Consider the following 21,440-nt stretch of genomic DNA (forward strand, 5'->3'; position numbering starts at 1 on the left):
GCTTATGGAACAGTTTTTTTACCACACTCTCATTGGCCAGATTATTCTAATGCTGTTGGAAACACTGGCCGTTTTGGTACCGCTCCTTATTGGGGTGGCCTATCTTACGCTTATGGAGCGTAAGGTTATGGCGGCCATGCAGCGCCGCCGTGGGCCAAACGTAAATGGTCTGTTTGGCCTGCTTCAGGCCTTTGCCGATGCTATCAAGATGATTTTTAAAGAAACGGTTATTCCCGCAGGGGCAAACCGGGCTTTATTCTTGTTTGCGCCGTTTTTAACTTTCTCTCTGGCTATGATTGCCTGGGCAGTTATCCCTACCGGTAATGGGTTGGCGGTGGCCAATATTAACGTGGGTATTCTCTACCTTTTGGCTATTTCGTCTTTGGGGGTGTACGGTATTCTTATTGCCGGGTGGGCCTCAAATTCAAAATATGCGTTTTTAGGGGGCCTACGCTCAGCAGCTCAGATGGTGTCTTACGAGGTCTCTATCGGGCTGGTTATTGTTTCTGTACTTCTGGCTGTAGGCAGTCTGAACCTGAATGACATTGTGCTGGCGCAGCGCCATGTATGGTTTTGCCTGCCTATGTTTCCAATGTTTATTGTCTTCTTTATTTCGGCCTTGGCAGAAACCAGCCGCGCCCCATTTGACTTGCCCGAAGGGGAAAGCGAGTTGGTGGCGGGCTTTTTTGTTGAATATTCATCACTTGCCTTTGGGCTCTTCTTTCTTGGCGAATACGCCAACATGATCCTGATGTCTTCTATGGTGAGCATTCTCTTTTTGGGTGGCTGGCTGCCGCCGCTGGGGTTAGCCCCCTTTACGTGGGTGCCGGGGCCGCTGTGGCTTATTTTTAAAATCCTGTTTTGTTTGTTCGTTTTTATTTGGGTGCGCGCCACGTTCCCGCGCTTTCGGTACGACCAGTTAATGCGGCTTGGCTGGAAAGTTTTTCTGCCCCTGTCTCTGGTCTGGATGATTGCAACGGCTGGCTTTTTGCTGGCAACCGGGTTGCTCCCGCAAGTTGGAGGCGTGTCATCATGAATGCGCTTGGTAAAACGTTCCGGTCTTTTCTGCTGACAGAACTTGTCGCGGGTATGGCCTCTACTTTTAAAATGATGTTTCAGCCCAAAGCCACGCTGAACTACCCTTATGAAAAAGGCCCGCTTTCCCCCCGGTTTAGAGGTGAGCACGCCTTGCGCCGCTACCCAAACGGAGAAGAGCGTTGCATTGCCTGCAAATTATGCGAGGCAACCTGCCCGGCAGAGGCCATTACCATTGAAGCCGCAGAACGTGATGATGGGTCTAGGCGCACAACGCGCTACGATATTGACATGACCAAGTGCATTTATTGCGGCCTGTGTGAAGAAGCCTGCCCGGTAGATGCCATTGTTGAAGGCCCCAACTACGAGTTTGCGACCGAAACCCGTGAAGAACTTTTGTATGACAAGGCCAAGCTGCTTGCAAACGGAGACCAGTGGGAAGCCCTGCTGGCCCGGCGGCTTGAACTTGATGCACCGTATCGCTGAGGGAGTACAGGCCATGTCATGGCAGGAGGTGGGCTGATGTTACCGCAGCTTGTTTTTTATGTGTTTGCAACCGTGCTTCTGGTTTCGGCCGCAATGGTTATTAGTGCGCGCAACCCCGTGCATTCGGTGCTGTTTCTTATTTTGGCGTTTTTTAACGCAGCCGGGCTCTTTCTTGTGGCCGGGGCCGAATTTTTGGCCATGTTGCTGGTTATTGTTTATGTCGGTGCCGTAGCCGTACTGTTTTTGTTTGTCGTTATGATGCTGGATATAGACTTTACCAAAATGCGTGAAGGCTACCAGCGTTATGCGCCAATTGGTGCCTGCATTGGCGGTATTTTGTTTGTTGAACTGATACTGGCCTTTAGCCATTGGAAAATGGCATCTGGTACGCCAGTGGCGCCTATACAAGGGCCTGCGGGGCTAACCAACACCGCTGCTTTGGGCACGCTTATTTACACCCATTATATTTTGCTCTTCCAGACCTGTGGGCTGGTGCTGCTAGTGGCCATGATAGGGGCCATTGTTTTAACGCTGCGCCAAACTGGTAGCGGGCGTAGGCAAAATATTCAGAAACAACATGCCCGTGTGCCTGCCCAAACGCTGGAATTGGTTGATGCCCCCTTGGGTGCCAGTGTTGTGGCGCAGGGTGGTTTTTTGCGGCCGCACACGTCTTACCATGAAACCTCTGTTCCCGGCTCGTATGCATCGGGTGAGCAGAGCGTGGCAGATGAGAGGGAGAAAAACGCATGACCCCCGCTATCGCCCCCATAGGGTTAATGCCCTATCTGGTTGTGAGTGCTGCGTTGTTGGTGCTGGGAGTGTTTGGCATTTTTCTAAACCGAAAAAACGTCATCATTATTCTCATGTCAATGGAGCTCATTCTATTGGCCGCAAACCTTAATTTTGTAGCGTTTTCTTCTGCTCATGCAGACCTGTCTGGGCAGGTTATGGTGTTGTTTGTGCTCACCATTGCCGCAGCTGAGGCCGCAATTGGGCTGGCTATTGTCACCGTCTATTTCCGTAACCGTGGCTCTATTCAAGTAGAAGACGCCACGATGATGAAAGGGTGAGGGGCACCATGCTGATAGATATGAACCTCTTTGCCCTTGCGGTTTTTTTGCCACTTGCTGGGGCGGTTGTAGCCGGTTTGGGTGGCCGCCTTATGGGGGATGGGCTGGCTAAACTGGTCACACTAGGGTGCATGGGTGTTGCGACCCTGTGCGGCATTCTCACATTATGGCACGGCTGGGCTGGTGGCTTTGTAGCGCAAACCATGCCAGTGGCTGAGTGGGTTAATGCCGGAGGGTTTCAGGCAAGCTGGACACTGCGTTTTGACACTCTCTCTGCCACTATGGTGGCTATGGTTTTAAGTGTGTCCTTGCTCGTGCATTGCTACAGCTTGGGGTATATGAGCCACGAGAGTATGCCGGTTTATCGGTTTTTTGCGTATCTCTCACTCTTTACCTTTGCCATGCTTATGCTGGTGTCTTCTAACGACCTGATACAGCTCTTTTTTGGTTGGGAAGGTGTTGGTCTGGCTAGTTACCTGCTTATTGGGTACTGGTACGACCGCCCTGCGGCAACGGCGGCTGCCATTAAAGCCTTTGTGGTTAACCGCGTGGCAGACCTGTTTTTTCTGGTTGGTATTGGTTTAATTTATGTGCTCTTCCAGAGCGTAAATTACGCTGCCATTTTTGCACAAGTGCCCCATGTGCTTGGGGCGACATACCATCTGTTAGGCACCTCGTTTAACATGGTAGAGCTTATCTGCCTGTTGCTGTTTATTGGGGCCATGGGCAAGTCTGCCCAATTGTTTCTGCACACATGGTTGCCAGATGCAATGGAGGGGCCAACCCCGGTTTCTGCCCTTATTCATGCTGCTACCATGGTTACGGCGGGTGTGTTTCTTATGGCGCGCATGTCGCCTTTGTTAGAGTTTGCCCCCGGCACCCGTAGCTTTATTATTTTTATAGGGGCAACAACCTGCTTTTTTGCAGCAACTGTTGGTATGGTGCAGCCCGACATTAAGCGCACCATTGCGTATTCAACCTGCTCGCAGCTTGGGTATATGTTTGCTGCCGTTGGGGTGGGGGCGTATCAGGCTTCTGTTTTCCATTTAACAACACATGCGTTTTTTAAAGCACTGCTTTTTTTATGCGCAGGCTCTGTTATCCATGCCATGCATGATGAGCAAAATATGTTCCGTATGGGTGGGCTTTGGAAAAAACTGCCCCTTACTTATGCCTGCATGTGGGTAGGTAGTTTGGCTCTGGCTGGGGTTTTTCCGTTTGCGGGGTATTGGTCAAAAGATGCCATACTCAACACCCTTTGGGCGGCAGATAGCGCCATGAGCCATTATGCGTGGTGTTTGGGTACGCTTACCGCTTTTATTACGGCTTTTTATAGCTGGCGCTTGTTGTTTTTGGTTTTTCATGGTGCCCCGGCTAACGCGCAGGCACGCGATAGTGCCCATGAAAGCCCACTGAGCATGAGCGCTCCTTTGGTGCTGCTTTCGATTGGTGCTGTGGTGGCGGGCTGTGCATTGGCACCCTTTTATGTGGGGGCAAAACATCTGGCATTTTGGAATGGTGCTATTTTTAACGCACCGGGTAACACCATTATGGAGCGGTTTGAGCATATTCCGGCTCTTATTGGTCTGCTGCCTTCAGTGGCTGGTATTGTCGGTATTGTGGTGGCTTACGTGTTTTATGTGGCAGCACCTGCTTTACCTGCCAAAATGGCGCAGGCTTTTGGCCCCATTTACCGCTTTTTGCTCAATAAATGGTATTTTGATGAGCTGTATGCGGCCATATTTGTAAAGCCTTACACCGCCATTGCCCGCATGTTGTGGAAAGAGGGCGAGGAAGGGGCCGTAGAAAGCCTACCCCGCGACCTTGTGCGCTTTACAAGCCAAAGTGCGGCACAAGCCGTAAGGCTACAAACAGGCTCTATCGCTATTTACGCCTTTACTATGCTGGCAGGCCTTGTGGTGCTGCTTACCGTAGCGCTGTGCGGTTAAGGGAGAAACATAATGCGTTGCTCAGTTTCTTTCCCACCGTGTGTTAAAGGGAGGGCCGCCCAATGAGCCCCAATGCTATAAACTGGTCTCTTGCTTTGCCAGAAATTGCCTTGGCGGTATCTGGGCTTGTTATTCTGGTGGTGGGTGTTTTGCAGCGCAGGGGGGAAGGGTTCTTTCCGTGCGCTATGCTTACCATTGCCTCTTTTATTGGCTGCGGGTTTTTGGTTGCGTTGTCTGGCAATGGTGAGGCCTATGCTGGCACCTTTGTGAACGACAGTTTTGCCCGTTTTATGAAGCTGCTGGCCCTGAGCGGTGGCTTGCTGGCAACAGTCGTTACCGTGGGGTATCAGGCAGAAGAGCAAGGCACGCAAAAGCCTTTGCCATTTGAAACCCCAATTTTGATGCTGTTCTCAACAGTAGGGGCCATGATTATGGCGTCCTCTGGCAACCTTATGACCATGTTTGTGGGGTTGGAGCTTTCGTCTCTTTCTATCTACATTTTGTGTGCGCTAGAGCGCGACAAAGTTACGTCTTCAGAAGCTGGGCTAAAATATTTTGTGCTTGGCTCTTTGGCGTCTGGCTTACTGCTTTACGGTATGTCTTTGGTGTACGGCTATGCTGGCACAATGGATTATACAGGTTTGGTCAATGTTATTGGGGGAGATGACATTGTACCCCTAGGCCTTATTGTTGGGGTTGTGTTTGTGGTGGTGGGGCTGTGTTTTAAGCTCTCAGCCGTGCCCTTTCATATGTGGACACCCGATGTGTACCAAGGTGCCCCAACACCCGTTACGGCTTACATGGCGGGCGCCCCAAAATTTGCAGCCTTTGCCCTGTTTTTACGGGTTATGACCGGCCCCTTTGGTACAATTGCCCCCAAATGGCAGATACTTATTGAAACTGTGGCCCTGCTTTCTATGGTGTACGGGGCTTTTGCGGCTATTCCACAAACCGATATTAAGCGCCTTATGGCCTATTCTTCTATCGGGCATATGGGGTACGCCATGATGGGGCTTGCCGCGGGGTCAGATGCTGGGGTGCAGGCTACCCTTATTTACCTTGCAGCCTATCTGGTTATGAATGCCGGGGTGTTTGCTGTTATTGCCACCATGCGGCGTAAAGGGCACGAGGTTACCACTCTGGCAGACCTAGCTGGCCTTTCACGGCGTGAGCCGGGTTTAGCCGCGGCCTTGGCTATTTTTATGTTTAGTATGGTAGGTGCCCCCCCACTGGCAGGTTTTTTTGGTAAGTTTATGGTGTTTGCTGCGGCATGGCAGGCAGGGCTTTACGTGTTGGTGGCTGTGGGGGCTGTATCCAGCATTGTGGGCGCATATTACTACCTACGGGTTGTAAAAATTATTTATTTTGATGCCCCGGCAGAAGGCTTTGACCGCCCAGCGCCTAGCTTGCTGTTTGTGTCTGGCAGCATGGGGGTTGCAACACTGCTCTTTATTCTGGGGCTTGGCCCGCTTATGACTATGGCGCACCATGCAGCACAGGCGTTGGTAGGATAAGGTGAGGGAATGAAGGCAGTTTGCCCGCCATGGCGGTTTGAATGTTACAACGAACTGACTTCAACCTCAGATATCTGTATGGAGCGTGTGCAAGCCGGGGTAGCCCCCGGCCTTGCCATTTTGGCGCTTAGCCAGACCAAAGGGCGCGGCAGCCGGGGCCGGACTTGGGTAGATGCCGGCCAGAGCTTAGCGCTTTCTATGGTGCTTGATGCTGGGTGTACGGGCCAAAAAGCCTTGGGGTGCTGGCCGTTTGTGGCCTCTCTCGCCTTTTACGAAGGGCTGGCACAGGCCGTACCAGCTGCAAAAAATGCCCTTAGCATAAAGTGGCCCAACGACATTTTGTTGGCTGGCCAAAAACTTGGCGGTATTTTGATAGAGCGCACAGGCAGTGCACTTATAATAGGCATGGGGGCAAATTTGCGTGCCCCCCCAGATATGCAAACGATTGGCAGGCAAGCCGCCGCCTTGGCTGATTATGGCGCAACCACGCCAGAAGACGTAGCCCGTGCCATTATGGCGCAAATGTCTGACTGGTGTGCATTTTTGGCGGCTAAAGGGTTTGGGGCACTCTGTAACGAGTGGCTTGCCAGAGCGCACCCAGTAGGCTCACCCCTTGTGGTAAAGGGCGGGACTACTTATGAACAAGGCCTGTTTGCTGGTTTGGCCCCCGATGGCCGCCTGCTTCTTGAAACGAAAGACGGTATAAAGATGATCGCAACAGGGGATATCCTGCTGGCATCTCAGGGGGTAGGCAGTGCTTCTGGTCATTGATGCGGGCAACACCAACGTTGTTTTTGCGGTATATGATGGGGCAAAGTGGCAGGGCACATGGCGTATTACCATGCAGGCCCAGCGCACGTCTGACGAATATGCAGTGTGGTTGCTTGCCCTGCTGCGCATGCAGGGTATCTCTGCTGATGATATTGAAGGCGCTGTAATAGGCACCGTAGTGCCCGCAGCCTTGTACCATTTACGCACTTTGTGCCGCCAATGGTTTGCGGTTGAACCGCTTTTGGCATCTGCCCGCCTAGATTGGGGCTTTGCAATAAAGATGGATAACCCAGATGAAGTTGGGGTAGACCGTCTTTTAAATGGACTTGCGGCGCACCATCTCTATGGTGGGCCACTAGTCGTGATTGATTTTGGCACCGCGACGACCTTTGATGTTGTGAATGCGGAGGGCGATTATTGCGGCGGTGTTATTGCACCGGGCATTAACCTGTCTGTTGAGGCATTGCACCAAGCTGCGGCCCGCTTGCCGCGTATTGGGGTAGGGCGGCCTGTGGTAGATTCGGTTATTGGCCGTAACACGGTAACGGCCATGCGCTCTGGGGTGTTCTGGGGTTATGTGGGTTTGATTGAGGGGATCGTTGAGAGGATCAGGCGGGAAGTTGGGCAGGATATGAAAGTGCTCGCAACCGGCGGTCTGGCTCCGCTCTTCTCTGAAGGAACGACGGTCTTTGACCATGTGGATTCAATGCTGACCCTTAACGGGCTGCGGATATTGGCGGGGCGGAACCCCTTGCCGCGTCTTACAATCGAAAAAGATCTCTTATCAGAAGGATAGTTAAACGAATGACAGAACAGAACGGCGATTTCGCCTTTCTGCCCTTGGGCGGAACGGGCGAAATTGGCATGAATTTGAACCTCTACCGCCTTGGGGAAACCTGGTTGGCGATAGATTGTGGTATTGGTTTTAGTGGTAACGACACACCAGAAGCAGAAATTCTGGTGCCAGACCCCACCTTTATTGTAGAGCGCCGCGACCAGTTGGCCGGGCTTGTTATTACCCACGCCCACGAAGACCATATTGGCGCTGTGGCCCATGTATGGCCGCTGTTGCAGTGCCCGGTTTATGTCACTCCGTTTGCAGGCTCTGTGTTGCGCCGCAAATTGGGTGAGGCTCGCTTGCTGAACGAGGTGCCCATTCACGTTATTCCGTGTGGTGGCACGTTTGATGTTGGGCCTTTCAACCTTGAGTTTATTCCTGTCACGCACTCTGTGCCAGAAGCGCAAAGTGTTGTGCTGCGTACCCCGCATGGCATTGTGGTACATACGGGTGACTGGAAACTAGACCCTGAGCCACTGGTTGGCCCCCCAACAGACATTAAACGTCTGAAGGAAGTGGGCGATGAAGGCGTTTTGGCACTGGTGTGCGACAGCACCAACGTGATGAAACCCGGCCCCTCACAATCTGAGGGGGAAGTACGCCGCAGCCTGACCGAGCTTATTGGCAGCTTAAAGGGCCGTATTGCGGTTACCTGCTTTGCCTCTAACGTTGCCCGCGTAGAAAGCATTGCCATGGCCGCACAGGCCGCAGGCCGCACCGTGGTGCTGGTTGGCCGTTCTTTGCGGAACTTGGATGTCTCTGCCCGCGAATGTGGCTACCTGTCTGGTGTGCTGCCTTTCTTGAACGAGCAAGATGTAAACGACCTGCCAGATGATCAGGTTGTTATGATTATTACCGGCAGCCAAGGTGAGCCACGCTCTGCGCTGTCTCGTATTTCGCTCGATATTCACCCCAATATCTCTTTGGGTGAGGGCGATACGGTTATCTACTCCAGCCGTATGATTCCGGGTAACGAGCGTGCCATTATGGCAGTGCAGGACAACCTGTCGCGCCGTGGTGTTAGGGTTATTACTGACCGCGAGCATTTTGTGCATGTATCCGGCCATGCAACGGGCGATGACGTAAGCACCATGTACGACTTGGTGCGCCCGCAATTTGCTGTGCCTGTGCATGGTGAGTGGCGCCACCTGACAGCCCATGCAGCTTTGGCGCAAGACAAGCATATTACCCCTATCTTGCTAGAAGATGGTGATATTTTGCGCCTGGCACCGGGTAAGGCAGAGGTAGTAGATACCGCACCAAGCGGCCGCTTGGCGCTTGATGCAGGCCGCCTGCTCCCCATGAATGGTGGCGTATTGGCCGCCCGCCGCAAAATGCTGTTTAACGGTATGGTTATTGCCAGCTTTGCCGTTGATGACGAAGGTTTTGTGATTGGCGAACCAAAAGTAAGTGCTCCTGGCCTGCTTGACCCCGATGACCTGGAAAGTGTGCGTGTGCGCGAAGAATTTGCAAACGCCATTGACGTTATTCCAGACGAATTGCGGGGCGATGACCAAGCCTTCCGTGATGCAGCTAAAACCGCCCTGCGCCGTGCGCTAGGCCGTAAGCTGCAAAAACGGCCTTTGGTTGATGTGCATGTGTTGCGTGTATAAAGCGCAGCATATTTCGTAAAAACTGGCCTTAAATGAAAACCCGCACCTTGCGGGTTTTCTTTATGAGTGCTGTGTTTTAGAGCAGAAGTTCAGGAATTTTTTTAGCGGTGTGCTGCCTGCATGCCGCGCTACCAACAAGGCTGAGTACCACCATGCGTCTTTCGCGCAGTTTTCTCCCCACGCTTAAAGAAAATCCGGCAGAGGCACAGATTGTCTCGCATCGTCTCATGCTGCGGGCTGGCCTTGTGCGCCAAACGGCTTCGGGCATTTATGCGTGGTTGCCAGCAGGCTTAAAAGTGCTGCGCAATATCAGCCAGATTGTTCGTGAAGAACAAGACCGCGTGGGCGCGCAGGAAGTGCTTATGCCAACCTTGCAGTCTGCCGACCTGTGGAAGCGTTCAGGCCGGTACGATGCTTACGGCCCTGAAATGCTGCGTATTCAAGACCGCCATAAGCGTGAACTGCTATACGGGCCAACCAACGAGGAAATGATTACAGACCTCTTTGGCCAAGCCGTTAAGTCTTACAAAGACATGCCGCAGGTGCTCTACCACATTCAGTGGAAATTTCGTGATGAAATGCGCCCCCGCTTTGGTGTCATGCGCGGTCGCGAATTTCTGATGAAAGACGCTTACAGCTTCGATCTAGATTATGCCTCTGCTGTGGCAAGCTACCACCGCATGATGCTGGCTTACCTGCGTACCTTCCAGCGTTTGGGTGTGCGGGCTGTGCCTATGCGGGCAGATACCGGGCCAATTGGGGGTGAGCTTAGCCACGAATTCCTGATTTTAGCCCCAACGGGGGAAAGTGGCGTGTTTTATGATGCCGCCCTTGAAGACCAAGATTGGCTGGATACACCGGTTGATGTTGAAAGCCCTACAGCACTTGAGGCTTTTTATACCCGCGTAACCACGCCCTACGCTGCAACAGATGAAATGCACGACACCACAGCATGGGACGCAGTGCCTGAAGACCGCCGCCGCGAAGGGCGCGGTGTTGAGGTTGGGCATATCTTCCACTTTGGTACCAAATACACCAAAGCGATGGACGTAAGCGTTATTGCGGCTGATGGCTCACAGATTTACCCAGAAATGGGGTCTTACGGTATTGGTGTCTCCCGCCTTGTGGGGGCCATTATTGAAGCCAGCCATGATGAAAACGGCATTATCTGGCCAGCGTCTATTGCGCCTTTCAAAGCGGCAATTTTGAACCTGAAAGTGGGTGATGAAACCTGCGATGCCCTGTGTGAACGCATTTACAACGAAAACCCCGAAGAGTTTTTGTATGATGACCGTTCAGACCGTGCAGGTGCCAAGTTTGCTGATGCCGACCTGATGGGCCACCCGTGGCAAATTGTTGTTGGCCCCCGTAGCGCTAAAGAAGGCCGCGTTGAACTAAAACGCCGTGCCACAGGTGAGCGCCACGACCTGAGCGTTGAAGACGCTCTGGCACTGGTTTTGGCAGACTAAGCATGTTTGGCCCCTTTGAGCGCGCCATAGCAGGGCGCTACTTAAGAGCACGGCGCGGCGAGCGCTTTGTTTCTGTTATCGCTATTTTCTCGCTGGTCGGGATTGCGCTTGGGGTGGCCACACTCATCATCGTTATGGCGGTGATGAATGGGTTTCAGGCAGACCTGATGGATCGTATTCTGGGGCTGAATGGTGACCTGAGCATTTATGGCTCTGGCCGCACCATCTCCCAGTACGAGCAGGTTACAGACCAAGTGCGCAAAGTGCCGGGTGTGACCAGTGCAACCCCCCTTATTGAAGGGCAAGTTTTGCTCAGCGCCGGTAGCTTTAACTCCGGCGGGGTTGTGCATGGCATGACCAAGCAGGGCCTGCTCGACCTGAAAGGGGTTAGCTCATCTTTAGTAGCTGGCTCTTTAGATGATTTTGAGGGGGATGATGCCATTGCCGTGGGGGTTACTATGGCCTCGCGCGCAGGGTTGAGCATTGGCTCACGCATTACCCTTGTCTCGCCCGAGGGGGCAGCTACCGCATTTGGTACCATACCCCGCGTGCGCGCCTACCATATTGTTGCAATTTTTGATGCCGGCGTGAACGACTATAACGCCAGCTACGTTTTCTTGCCGCTGCATGCCGCGCAAGTCTATTTTCAGATGCCCAACAAGGTTACGCAAATTCAGGTTATGGTGCAGGACGCCCAAAATATCCGGCCTGTTACCATGCGTATTATCAATGCAGTGGGAGACCCCGGCTTACGCGTGCTGGACTGGACAAATGCCAACAATGCTCTGTTTGGCGCGGTGCAGGTTGAGCAAAATGTTATGTTCCTTATCCTAACACTCATCATTTTGGTTGCGGCGTTTAACGTCATTTCCTCATTGATTATGATGGTAAAAGACAAAACGGGCGATATTGCTGTATTGCGTACCATTGGGGCCAGCCGTGGTGCGGTTATGCGTATTTTCTTAATGTGTGGGGCCTCTGTTGGGGTAACGGGTACGGTTGCCGGTACGCTTTTGGGCGTTGTGTTCTGCCTTAACATTGAGCGTATTCGCCTAGCGTTGCAGAGCATAACCGGCACCAACCTGTTTAACCCAGAGGTGTATTACCTCACGCATTTGCCTGCCAAATTGGTGTGGGGGCAGGTGGGGGAGGTTATTGCTATGGCGCTCGCACTCTCTCTCTTAGCAACTCTTTACCCGTCATGGCGTGCAGCACGCACAGACCCAGTGGAAGCTCTGCGGCATGAATAACGTTGTGTTGCGTCTCTCAAACGTCAAAAAAACTTACCGCAGTGGCGATGAAGGCTCTTTGCCTGTGTTGCAGGGCGTAGATTTTACGCTGCATGCCGGAGAACTGGTGGCGCTTGTTGCCCCATCGGGCACAGGTAAATCGACCTTGCTACATTTGGCTGGCCTGCTCGATACGCCAGATGAGGGCGATATTGAGATTGCAGGCCAGAACACACGTGGTTTGGCCGATGCAGGCCGTACTGCCTTGCGGCGTGACCAAATAGGCTTTGTGTACCAGTTTCACCACCTTTTGGCTGAGTTTACCGCGCAAGAAAACGTTATGCTGCCGCAAATGATTGCTGGTGTGCGTAAGGCAGAAGCCCGCGTTAAGGCGCAGCACTTACTGGGGCAGTTTGGCTTAGCACACCGTGTTAAGCATTTACCCGGTAAGCTGTCGGGCGGGGAGCAGCAACGTGTTGCCATAGCCCGTGCCTTAGCCAACAACCCGGTTTTACTTTTGGCCGATGAGCCAACAGGGAACCTTGATGTGCGCACAGCAGATGCAGTGTTTGATGAATTGTTAAATGCGGTAAGAGGGCAGGGTTTGGCAGCACTTGTTGCAACCCATAACGAAGAACTTCTGGCACGTATGGACAGAGTTATGACCTTGCGTGATGGCAAGTTGGTAGAGCGGGTGCAGCCTTAAGGCACCAACAGCATTTACACCATCGTTTTGAGAAACAAAAAGGCACTTCTTTTTTAAGGGAGTGCCTTTTTTGTATTTAAAGAGACAAGGTGAGGCAGGGTGAATAGCGTGAGCAGAGAGCTGATAATACAGCCAGCATAGGTTTGCATAAGTGTTGTATAGTCTTGTTTTATAAATAATTTATTTTGATATAAAAGAATGTAAATTGGTATTTTTAATAAATAATGTCAGAAAATAGAAAACTTTATTTTTTAAATAAATATTAAATAATTTATTGTTAAGAAGAATGTGATCCACATACTAGGTGGTGCAGTATTTATGGAGATATAACCTCAAGAAATAACAAAAATAGCAAAAAATTTTCTTTAACGAATGGTTTTACTCGATTGGATGGGTAAGGAGGCATAACATGTCTATCCCTCTGTCTGGCACATATAAGTTAAATGTTATCCAACTCTCTAGTTGGGGATATCTTAACGGTAGAGCGCAATATGTTATCGGAGCAAGTGGCGGGGGGTCTACAAATGTTAATTCGCCACAGGTTGATGTTACGTTTGATGGAAAAATTTTCTCTTTTGTTGATTCTTTAGGGCAGCAACAAAAAATTACTTATAATCTGGTCGCTGGATCTGGTGAATACCATTACAACTCAGTGATTGTAAAAGGTGTTGATAGCGGTGTGTGGTGGTTACTGTCTGCCGAACCAGAGAGTTGCACACCGTCTGGCCAAATTATAACACACGGCTTTGAGCGCGACCTGTCTGACAGAAGCGACTGGCACTTTGGCCCGCGTATTTATAACATTACAAAATCAGACACGCCGTTTAACGCAGGCTCGGTTGTTTGTTTTTTAACGGGCACTTTACTTAAAACGCCCAACGGTCTTGTGCCAGTAGAAGACCTACACCTGCATGATGAGGTGGTGGTGTACCGTTACGGCAAGGAACAGGTGGGCCATGTGGTCTGCCTTAGAAAAGGGCATGCGGTAACACGGCCAGAGCTTATGCCTGATACAGCAGGCTACCCGGTGCATATTACTAAAAACGCCATAGCAAAGGGCGTGCCTTCAAAAGACCTACTGTTTACGGCAGAGCAGCGGTTGCTTTTTAAGGGGCGCTTTGTACCAGCTCGGCTTTTGGTCAATAACCGTTCTATTTTTTACGATAAAAGCCTGCCTGAATACGACTTTGTGCATGTAGAAATAGAAGAGCATGCAGCCATTATGGCAAATGGTGTTTTAACAGAGAGTGACTGCCAAAAGCGCCAGAGCCAACATAATGAGCAGACGGGGTCTGTTGTGAGTTTTGAACGGCAGAGCACGAAGCAATGGGGGCAAGAGGCCGCAGCCCCATTAGAGGTTGATTACCGTTTTGTTGAGCCTCTGTACCAAAAGCTGCTGCGGCGCGCAGAAAAGCTCCATGTGCCTATCCAGCAAGAAGCATTGCCCTTAACCACTGAAATTGCGTTACACCTTGTGACAGATACAGGAAAAATTGTGCGGCTTGCGCGTAAGCAAGATGGGTATTTTCTGTTTCTTATACCCGGTGGGGTTCAGGCGGTGCGCATTGTTTCAAACGCCAGCCGTCCGTGCGATGTTATTGGCCCCTATATTGATGACCGGCGTTATTTTGGTGTGGCTATTGGGGAGATAAAAATTTTCCGCAAAAATAAGCCACAAACGATTACCGAGCATTTAAGTGTGGATGACTTATCTGGCTGGTTACCGCTAGAAACCCCAGCCGCGCGTTGGACAACAGGCAACGCCCTTTTGCCAATAGGGCAGGGTAAAGTGGGTGAGATTGCTCTTTTGTCTTTGCAGGTATTAGAGGCGGGGCCGTATGTGCTGGCCCCTACGCCTGAGATGGCAGAACATAAAATAGCGAGTTAGTTCTGACATATCCCCCTTCCTGCTGAATAAGAGGGAGGGGGTAAATTTTTTGCTTAGCCGTTTAGCAAAATCCGCTCCAGCGCATCACGCACACGCGGAGAGGTTGGAGCTGTTAGGCTACTAAACCATGCAACAGGCTGGCCCTGTTTGTTGAACAGATATTTGTAGAAATTCCAGCGTGGGCGGGCCAGAAACCCCAGATCCTTGTTCAACCACTGGAACAGCGGTATAGCGTTGGTGCCTTTTACAGGGCAACGCGCCGCCATAGGAAAGCCCACACCGTAATTTTTATGACAAAAGGCAGCAATTTGTGACGAAGACCCCGGCTCTTGCTGGCCAAAGTCGTTACTCGGGACACCAATAACCACCACACCGGCTTTTTTGAACTGAGACCACAGAGCCTGTAGCCCTTCATATTGGTGGGTAAACCCACATTCAGAGGCGGTGTTAACAATTAAAAGGGGTTTGCCACGATACTCAGCCAGATCAAGCGTGCCGCCGCCTTCAAGGCGCGGGAGGGAAAAGTCGTAAACGGTTGTCATGGCGCAGGGGCCCTCTTTTGTTGGCAAACTCATGGGGGTAGACCCTGTTTAACTGAATACGACAGAAACGGCGAGGGGGGAGAGACAAAACCGGGGGAAGCCTGCTGCCCTGTTGCGGGTTCTTGTCAGGCTTCCACCGAAAGTTTTTGAGAGGATCGGCTCATTGTTATTGTTCATTATATTGAACTCGATCCCGTATGTGGAATAATGGTGTTATTGGCTTTTCTTGTCAATAAGGAAAATAAGAAACGACATGAGCAAACCCACAGATTCCGTTCCCGCTTTGCGGCGGGCCGTTAGAGTGCTGGATATGGTAAAAGAGTCTGCCCGCCCGCCTTTGGCGGCAGACATTGCCCGACAGCTCGATTTACCCCGCAGTACGGTGCATGGTTTGCTGGCTGTTATGGTAGAATTAGGCTTGCTAGAAAAAAACGCTACGCAAGGCTACCGCCTAGGCACCCGCTTACTAGACTGGGTGGGCGGCGTGACCGAAAAGCGCGACTTGGTAACCGAGTTTTACCAAGCTCTTGATGGATTCTCTGATCTGGATTCGTTTACCGTCACCTTAACCCTACTAGAGGGTATGGAGGTGGTGTATGTGGCCTGCCGCAATAGTGCCACCGTGCTTGGGGCATCATTTAGGGTGGGTATGCGTTTGCCTGCCATTTTTACGGCCACGGGCAATGCCATGCTGGCCGAGATGGATGACACGACCTTTAGAGAATGGTTGACCCTACACCCCGCCTCAACATGGCCCAATCCGCTCACACCTAATGGGATTCGCTCTGTCACAACCCTGGTGCGCGAAATTGCCGAGATTCGCGAGCGTGGGTACGCCGTTGATGATGAGCAGGTGCATGATGGTCTGTGGTGTTTTGGGGCCGGGGTTAAAGACTATTCTGGCCGTATGGTGGCGGGGGTTGGGGTAAGCCTGCCCCAAACAGACCTTGCCCGGTATGATGTAGCAGAGCTTGGTGGCAGGGCTGTCGCGCTGGCTCAAGCCGTATCGACCCGCCTAGGGTACAGAAATATGGGCACAGACAGCCTAGGCGGCATGCGTTAAAACGGTTTTTCAAGACCTGCTCTGGCGTACATAAAGAGCAACAAATACGAGGGTAAGAATGCCGTTTTCTTGTTTGAAGCGTATGGCTTTGGGGCGCAGTTTTTTAGGCGCATGTGCTGCATTGAGTATAAGTATTGCCCCCGTTGGTCTGGCTTGCGCGCAAGAGCAGCGCCCCCCCCAAACGGCTCTGACATATTCTGTTTTTGTGCATGGTCTGCATGTTATGAATATTCAGGCGTCGTATTGGCTAAGTGACCAGCAATATGGGGTGGCTGCGCAGGTTAAAACCACAGCACTGTTTGGCCTGTTTATGAAGACCGACCTGTCTATGCAGGCGCAGGGCCGCTTTGACGGGCGTGCGGTTGAACCAGAAAAATTTACAACAGCCGGTTGGTCGCGCAGGAGCATGCGCCGCGCCACGATTGTTTATAAAGACGGCATGCCAGAAGTAAGCGTGTTAGAGCCTGCTGAAACAGACCGTGAGCCAGTAACGCAAGAAGAGCGCAAAGGGGCGGTTGATGTGCTTTCGGCCCTCATTGGTATTTTGCACCAGGCGCGCTCACAACAAAGCTGCCAAGGGCAGGAAAAATTGTTTGATGGCCTACGCCTGACAACCCTTTCCCTCCAGACGGCGGGTACAGTCAAGCTGCCATCAGGCGGCCCGTGGGACTGGGGTGAGACGGGCCTGCGGTGTAATTTTGTAGGCCAACAGGTGAAGGGCTTTCATTTCTCAAGCGATAAAAGCAAGCTGCATAACCCGCAGCCGGGCCGTGTGTGGTTTGAAAATATTGGCAATTTGGGGCTGGTGGCTGTGCGTATAGAACTAGACCACCCCAAATTAGGGCGGATCAATGTATTACTGAGCAGCACCCCGAAACAATATCCTTAAGGGGCTAAAAGGCGCTCTTGCTTGCGGCACTATAGGCTTGATGGGGCGCTAGTGGAGCTTGAGGCAAAAGAGGCTTTTTAAAAGCCGCTTAGAAACACCTCAACAGAGTGTTGGCTTTTAGGGCGGTTTGGCCTGTGCTCTTGTGCGCTTTTGATGAGGGTCTCGGGGTGCAGTTGAGACAGTAGCATCGTGGTTACAAAACTGTCGTGTTAGTAACAGAATTGCCCTCTTAACCCTCAAATAGATGCGTTTAAACTGCCTTTAAGTAAAAAAGGGCGGGAAGTGCCGCATGCTCTTTAAAGAGCTATACCGCGCTTGCCGCCCTTATTCGTTGTACTTTTAAGTACGTGTCTTGGTGAGGGTTATTCCACCGTGACAGATTTTGCCAGATTACGGGGCTGGTCTACGTCGGTGCCTTTCATAACAGCAACTTCGTAAGCTAACATCTGGACAGGAATGGTCTGGAGTATGGGGGCCGCAAAGTCGTGTACGTGTGGCAGCACGACCATTTCTTCTGCAATGGCAGAAACGCGCTCAGCACCTTTGGTATCGGTAAAGACCAGCAGGCGGCCGCCACGGGCCTTGGCTTCTTGCAGGTTGGACAGAGTTTTGTCGAACAGCGGTGTAAAGGGTGCGCTGGCAACAATTGGCACTGTGCGGTCAATGAGGGAAATGGGGCCGTGCTTCATTTCCCCTGCGGCATAGGCTTCGGCGTGGATATAGGAAATTTCTTTGAGTTTCAGTGCGCCTTCTAGGGCAACGGGGAACATGCTGCCGCGGCCCAGATAGAGCACATCACGCGCTTCTGCCACCACGCGGGCCATACGGCGAATAGCATCACCTTGTGCAAAAACATCTGCTGCACGGCTGGGCAGGTCTAGCAGGGCGGCCACCAGTTCTTCTTCCCCCAAGGGGTCTAATGTGCCACGCGCACGGGCAATGGCAATGGTCAGGCACGCCAGTACGGTAAGCTGTGCGGTAAAGGCTTTGGTTGACGCCACAGAAATTTCTGGCCCGGCAACAGTGCCGAGCACCAGCGCGCTTTCACGTGCCATGGTGCTATGTTCAACATTAAGCACAGACAAAATATGCACAGCATTTTGGCGGAGCGTGCGCAGCGCCGCCAACGTATCGGCTGTTTCGCCTGATTGAGAAATGAGCAGCCCTAAAGACCCATGTGCCAAAGGTGGGTCGCGGTAGCGTAACTCGCTGGCAACATCAATATCAACGGGCAGGCGGGCAATGGATTCCAGCCAGTAGCGGCCCACCATGCCAGCATAAAAAGCTGAGCCGCAGGCGGTAATAACGGCGCGCGGTACCGTTGCAAGGTCAAACGGCATATCGGGCAGCACAACCTTACGGTTGGCTGGGTCGATCATGCGCTGCAAGGTTTGGCCTATAACCAGCGGGTGCTCATGGAGTTCTTTTTCCATGTAATGGCGGTAGCCATCTTTGCCGATAGCACCAGCTGCAAGAGCCGTTGTTTGTTCAGCGCGGCGTACTGGGGTGCCGTCAAAGGTCATGAATTCGACCCCGACGGGTGTAAGCACCACGCAGTCTCCGTCTTCCATGTAGCTGATACGGCGGGTAAGCGGGGCAAGGGCCAGAGAGTCTGAACCCAGAAACATTTCGTTATCGCCATAGCCCACAGCCAGCGGTGCGCTGTGGCAAGCGCCAATCATCAGCCCTTCGTGCTCGGCAAAGATCATGGCAATAGCGTAAGCGCCTTCAAGCCGTTGCAGCGCTTTCAGGGCTGCGTCTTTAGGGGCAAGACCTTGTGCCAGATGGTAGTCAACGAGCTGGGCTATGGTTTCGCTGTCGGTTTCGGTCTGGAAAACCTGCCCGGCGGCTTCTAGCTCACGGCGGAGGGCCTCAAAATTTTCAATAATGCCGTTATGCACAATGGCCACACGTTCTGTGCCATGGGGGTGTGCATTGCAGGTTGTTGGGGCGCCGTGTGTAGCCCAGCGTGTGTGCCCAATGCCAGTGGTGCCGGGTAGGGGGCTTGTTTCAAGCAGGGCACCTAAATTATCGAGTTTGCCTGCTGCACGCCTGCGGTCAATTTTACCATCAACCAAGGTTGCAATGCCCGCAGAATCATAACCGCGATATTCCAGACGGCGCAGGCCATCAAAAACAATCGGGCTGGCATGGCGTAGGCCAACAACGCCGCATATTCCGCACATTAGCCGTTATCCTTTCGGGCTTTGAGAGACTCTTTTAACAGTTTGCCACGTTCTGGCATGTTTGTTTGCCGTGGGCGGCCAAAGGCAAGAGCCTCTGCCGGTACGTCTTTTGTAATGACACTGCCCGCAGCAACCAGCGCGTTGCCACCAATGTTTACCGGGGCCACCATAATGGTGTTTGAGCCAACAAAAACATGCTCACCAATAGTCGTACGGTGTTTGAAGACGCCGTCATAATTGCAGGTAATACTGCCCGCCCCAACATTGGTGCCAGCGCCCACCGTGGCATCACCCAAATAGGTCAGGTGGTTAGCTTTTGCACCATCGCCTAATGTTGTGTTTTTCACCTCAACAAAATTACCAATACGGGCCTTGGCACCGACCTGCGTACCGGGGCGTAGGCGGGCATAGGGGCCAATAATGGCATCTGTTTGCACTGTGCACCCTTCAAGGTGGCTAAAGGCTTTAATTTCTGCCCCGCTGCGTACAGTAACACTTGGCCCAAAAACAACGTGGGGTTCGACCAGTACGTCTGCTTCCAGCACGGTATCGGCACAGAAAAATACGGTTTCTGGTGCAACAAGGGTCACGCCATTGGCCATAGCCTGCGCACGCAGGTGTTGCTGCAAGGCTGCCTCTGCCTGTGCCAGTTCTGCGCGGGAGTTAATGCCGCGCAGTTCATCTTCTGCGGCTTCAACTGCGCGTACGTTCACGCCGTCTGCTACTGCCAGATCAACCACATCGGTCAGGTAATATTCGCCTTTGGTGTTGTCGTTTTTAACGTTGTGCAGCCAGTGGCGGAAGGTTGGAGCATCGGCGCATAAAACGCCAGCATTGCACAAATCTATGGCGCGCTCTGCGGGGGTGGCATCAGCCCACTCTACAATACGTGTGACATTGCTGCCCTCTGTTAATACGCGGCCATAGCGGCCGGGGTCTTGGGGGCGCATGGCAAGTAGGGCCAAGCCAACGCCGGGGCTACGGCGTTCGGCCAAAAGGCGGCTTAGGGTTTGCTCAGAAATAAGCGGGTTGTCGGCGTATAGTACGGCGACATCGCCTTCGCCAAAATAGGCTTCGGCTTGCAAGGCGGCATGGGCAGTGCCTAAGCGCTCGTGTTGCACAACCACTGTATGGGGGGCTGCTAACTCAGCCACGTCTGCCATCTCTGGGCCAATAACAACAACCAGCTTGTCAAACACTGCAGCTGCGTTGGCTATTAAATGCGCCAGCATAGGCCGCCCTGCCAACCGTTGCATGGCTTTAGGGCGAGAGGATTTCATACGGGTGCCTAGACCAGCGGCCAGCAGAACCGCAGTGGCAGGACGGGGTGCTGAAGAAAATGTCATGGTCTGACTGCGGTAGGCTAACCTCACCGTGCTGTCAAACGCTTGGCTATGGAAAGCATGCTAATAAGATATCATAAAGTTTTTCAGGAATTTACCAAAAGGCGCTTTGGGTGATGAAACAGAAACTTGCCGTGTTTGATATGGATGGCACCTTGCTGGACTCTTTGCCAGATTTGGCAGAAAGCGGGCGTGCCTTATTGGCCAGCTACAACCTGCCCAGCGTTACAGATACACAAGTGCGCGGCATGATAGGGAATGGTGTGCCTTTACTGGTTGAGCGTTTATTGGCAGCCGCTGCCGCTCAAGGGGCAAAACAGCAGGTAGAGCAGATTGACCATGCTGAAGCCTGCCACCGTTTTATGGCGCTTTACACCCCACGCGCCACACAGCTTTCCCGACTTTTTCCTGGCACGGAGGAGGCTTTGCACACCATGCGTGCGCAAGGCTGGCGACTAGCCGTGTGTACCAACAAGCCCGAGGTGGCAGCATTAGCTATTTTGGAGCGCTTTAACCTGTTCCCACTCTTTGCGTGCGTAGGTGGCGGCGACAGCTTTGTGGCTAGAAAGCCCGACCCACGCCATTTGCTTGGCACCATAGAGAAAGCCCAGAGCGCACCAGAGCACACAGTGATGATTGGCGATATGGCGCCAGATCTGTTGGCGGCCCAAGGGGCTGGGTGCCCAGCATTGTTTGCCGCATGGGGCTACGGAGACCCCACTTTGGCTGATTTGGCGCAAGCGCAGGCGGTAAGTATGGCCGAAGTGCCTGACTGTGCAGCACGTTTGTTGGCTTGACTGCTTTAAACACAAAAACCCGCCAGAAGGGCTGGCGGGTTTAAAGGCTGTT

At 52.4% G+C, this 21,440-nt stretch carries 18 protein-coding genes and 1 pseudogene; 16 read left to right on the forward strand and 3 right to left on the reverse strand.

All coding sequences use genetic code 11. From position 1 onward, the window contains the following. The first annotated feature begins 4 nt into the window (after positions 1–4). From nuoH to Abor_RS02670, 13 genes and pseudogenes are all read left to right on the forward strand, one after another. Positions 5–1,036, forward strand: coding sequence for an NADH-quinone oxidoreductase subunit NuoH (gene nuoH / locus Abor_RS02610; protein WP_048840260.1), 1,032 nt, complete (start codon positions 5–7; stop codon positions 1,034–1,036). After that, positions 1,033–1,521: an NADH-quinone oxidoreductase subunit NuoI gene (nuoI, locus tag Abor_RS02615; protein WP_048840261.1), complete on the forward strand. Its 489-nt coding sequence runs from the start codon at positions 1,033–1,035 to the stop codon at positions 1,519–1,521. Before nuoH ends, nuoI begins: the two co-directional genes overlap by 4 nt. Positions 1,522–1,539: 18 nt before the next feature. Continuing rightward, positions 1,540–2,271: an NADH-quinone oxidoreductase subunit J gene (locus Abor_RS02620; protein WP_052946340.1), complete on the forward strand. Its 732-nt coding sequence runs from the start codon at positions 1,540–1,542 to the stop codon at positions 2,269–2,271. Beyond that, positions 2,268–2,591 (forward strand): NADH-quinone oxidoreductase subunit NuoK, encoded by a 324-nt coding sequence (gene nuoK / locus Abor_RS02625; protein ID WP_048840263.1) that lies wholly within the window; start codon positions 2,268–2,270, stop codon positions 2,589–2,591. Before Abor_RS02620 ends, nuoK begins: the two co-directional genes overlap by 4 nt. Positions 2,592–2,599: 8 nt before the next feature. Further along, positions 2,600–4,540: an NADH-quinone oxidoreductase subunit L gene (nuoL, locus tag Abor_RS02630; RefSeq protein WP_048840264.1), complete on the forward strand. Its 1,941-nt coding sequence runs from the start codon at positions 2,600–2,602 to the stop codon at positions 4,538–4,540. A gap of 77 nt (positions 4,541–4,617) precedes the next feature. Then, positions 4,618–6,054: an NADH-quinone oxidoreductase subunit NuoN gene (gene nuoN, locus Abor_RS02635; RefSeq protein WP_048840310.1), complete on the forward strand. Its 1,437-nt coding sequence runs from the start codon at positions 4,618–4,620 to the stop codon at positions 6,052–6,054. 9 nt (positions 6,055–6,063) lie between these two features. Then, the gene (locus Abor_RS02640) at positions 6,064–6,825 is read left to right on the forward strand and encodes a biotin--[acetyl-CoA-carboxylase] ligase (RefSeq protein ID WP_048840265.1); all 762 of its coding nucleotides are present in this window, start codon (positions 6,064–6,066) and stop codon (positions 6,823–6,825) included. Further along, a complete protein-coding gene (locus Abor_RS02645) occupies positions 6,809–7,621 on the forward strand; it encodes a type III pantothenate kinase (RefSeq protein ID WP_048840266.1) in 813 nt (270 codons plus the stop codon). Before Abor_RS02640 ends, Abor_RS02645 begins: the two co-directional genes overlap by 17 nt. An 8-nt stretch (positions 7,622–7,629) precedes the next feature. Beyond that, the gene (locus tag Abor_RS02650; RefSeq protein ID WP_048840267.1) at positions 7,630–9,276 is read left to right on the forward strand and encodes a ribonuclease J; all 1,647 of its coding nucleotides are present in this window, start codon (positions 7,630–7,632) and stop codon (positions 9,274–9,276) included. A gap of 152 nt (positions 9,277–9,428) precedes the next feature. Beyond that, positions 9,429–10,745: a proline--tRNA ligase gene (proS, locus tag Abor_RS02655; RefSeq protein ID WP_048840268.1), complete on the forward strand. Its 1,317-nt coding sequence runs from the start codon at positions 9,429–9,431 to the stop codon at positions 10,743–10,745. Between the two features lie 2 nt (positions 10,746–10,747). After that, positions 10,748–11,995 (forward strand): lipoprotein-releasing ABC transporter permease subunit, encoded by a 1,248-nt coding sequence (locus Abor_RS02660; RefSeq protein WP_048840269.1) that lies wholly within the window; start codon positions 10,748–10,750, stop codon positions 11,993–11,995. Beyond that, a pseudogene (locus tag Abor_RS02665) lies at positions 11,988–12,525 on the forward strand (ABC transporter ATP-binding protein); the annotation flags it as partial. The gene Abor_RS02660 and the pseudogene Abor_RS02665, both read left to right, overlap by 8 nt. Positions 12,526–13,089: 564 nt before the next feature. Beyond that, positions 13,090–14,568 (forward strand): Hint domain-containing protein, encoded by a 1,479-nt coding sequence (locus tag Abor_RS02670; protein ID WP_048840271.1) that lies wholly within the window; start codon positions 13,090–13,092, stop codon positions 14,566–14,568. Between the two features lie 53 nt (positions 14,569–14,621). Here the strand turns inward: Abor_RS02670 and Abor_RS02675 are convergent, their stop codons facing one another. After that, positions 14,622–15,110, reverse strand: a complete 489-nt coding sequence (locus tag Abor_RS02675) for a glutathione peroxidase (RefSeq protein ID WP_048840311.1) — start codon at positions 15,108–15,110, stop codon at positions 14,622–14,624. A 253-nt stretch (positions 15,111–15,363) separates the two neighbouring features. Between Abor_RS02675 and Abor_RS02680 the strand changes: the two genes are divergently transcribed. Then, positions 15,364–16,173: an IclR family transcriptional regulator gene (locus Abor_RS02680; RefSeq protein WP_048840272.1), complete on the forward strand. Its 810-nt coding sequence runs from the start codon at positions 15,364–15,366 to the stop codon at positions 16,171–16,173. Between the two features lie 121 nt (positions 16,174–16,294). Continuing rightward, positions 16,295–17,062: a DUF3108 domain-containing protein gene (locus Abor_RS02685; RefSeq protein WP_164713900.1), complete on the forward strand. Its 768-nt coding sequence runs from the start codon at positions 16,295–16,297 to the stop codon at positions 17,060–17,062. A 362-nt stretch (positions 17,063–17,424) separates the two neighbouring features. Here the strand turns inward: Abor_RS02685 and glmS are convergent, their stop codons facing one another. Both glmS and glmU read right to left on the reverse strand, forming a co-directional pair. Continuing rightward, positions 17,425–19,248 carry a glutamine--fructose-6-phosphate transaminase (isomerizing) gene (glmS, locus tag Abor_RS02690; protein WP_048840273.1) on the reverse strand — a complete coding sequence of 608 codons (1,824 nt, stop codon included), beginning with the start codon at positions 19,246–19,248 and terminating at the stop codon, positions 17,425–17,427. Then, a complete protein-coding gene (glmU, locus tag Abor_RS02695; RefSeq protein ID WP_048840274.1) occupies positions 19,248–20,594 on the reverse strand; it encodes a bifunctional UDP-N-acetylglucosamine diphosphorylase/glucosamine-1-phosphate N-acetyltransferase GlmU in 1,347 nt (448 codons plus the stop codon). The genes glmS and glmU overlap by 1 nt, the downstream gene beginning before the upstream one ends. 110 nt (positions 20,595–20,704) lie before the next feature. Between glmU and Abor_RS02700 the strand changes: the two genes are divergently transcribed. Next, positions 20,705–21,388, forward strand: coding sequence for an HAD-IA family hydrolase (locus tag Abor_RS02700; protein WP_181014195.1), 684 nt, complete (start codon positions 20,705–20,707; stop codon positions 21,386–21,388). Positions 21,389–21,440: the final 52 nt, after the last annotated feature.

The sequence above is a fragment of the Acetobacter orientalis genome (assembly GCF_000963965.1).
GTDB classification, from domain to species: Bacteria; Pseudomonadota; Alphaproteobacteria; order Acetobacterales; family Acetobacteraceae; genus Acetobacter; species Acetobacter orientalis.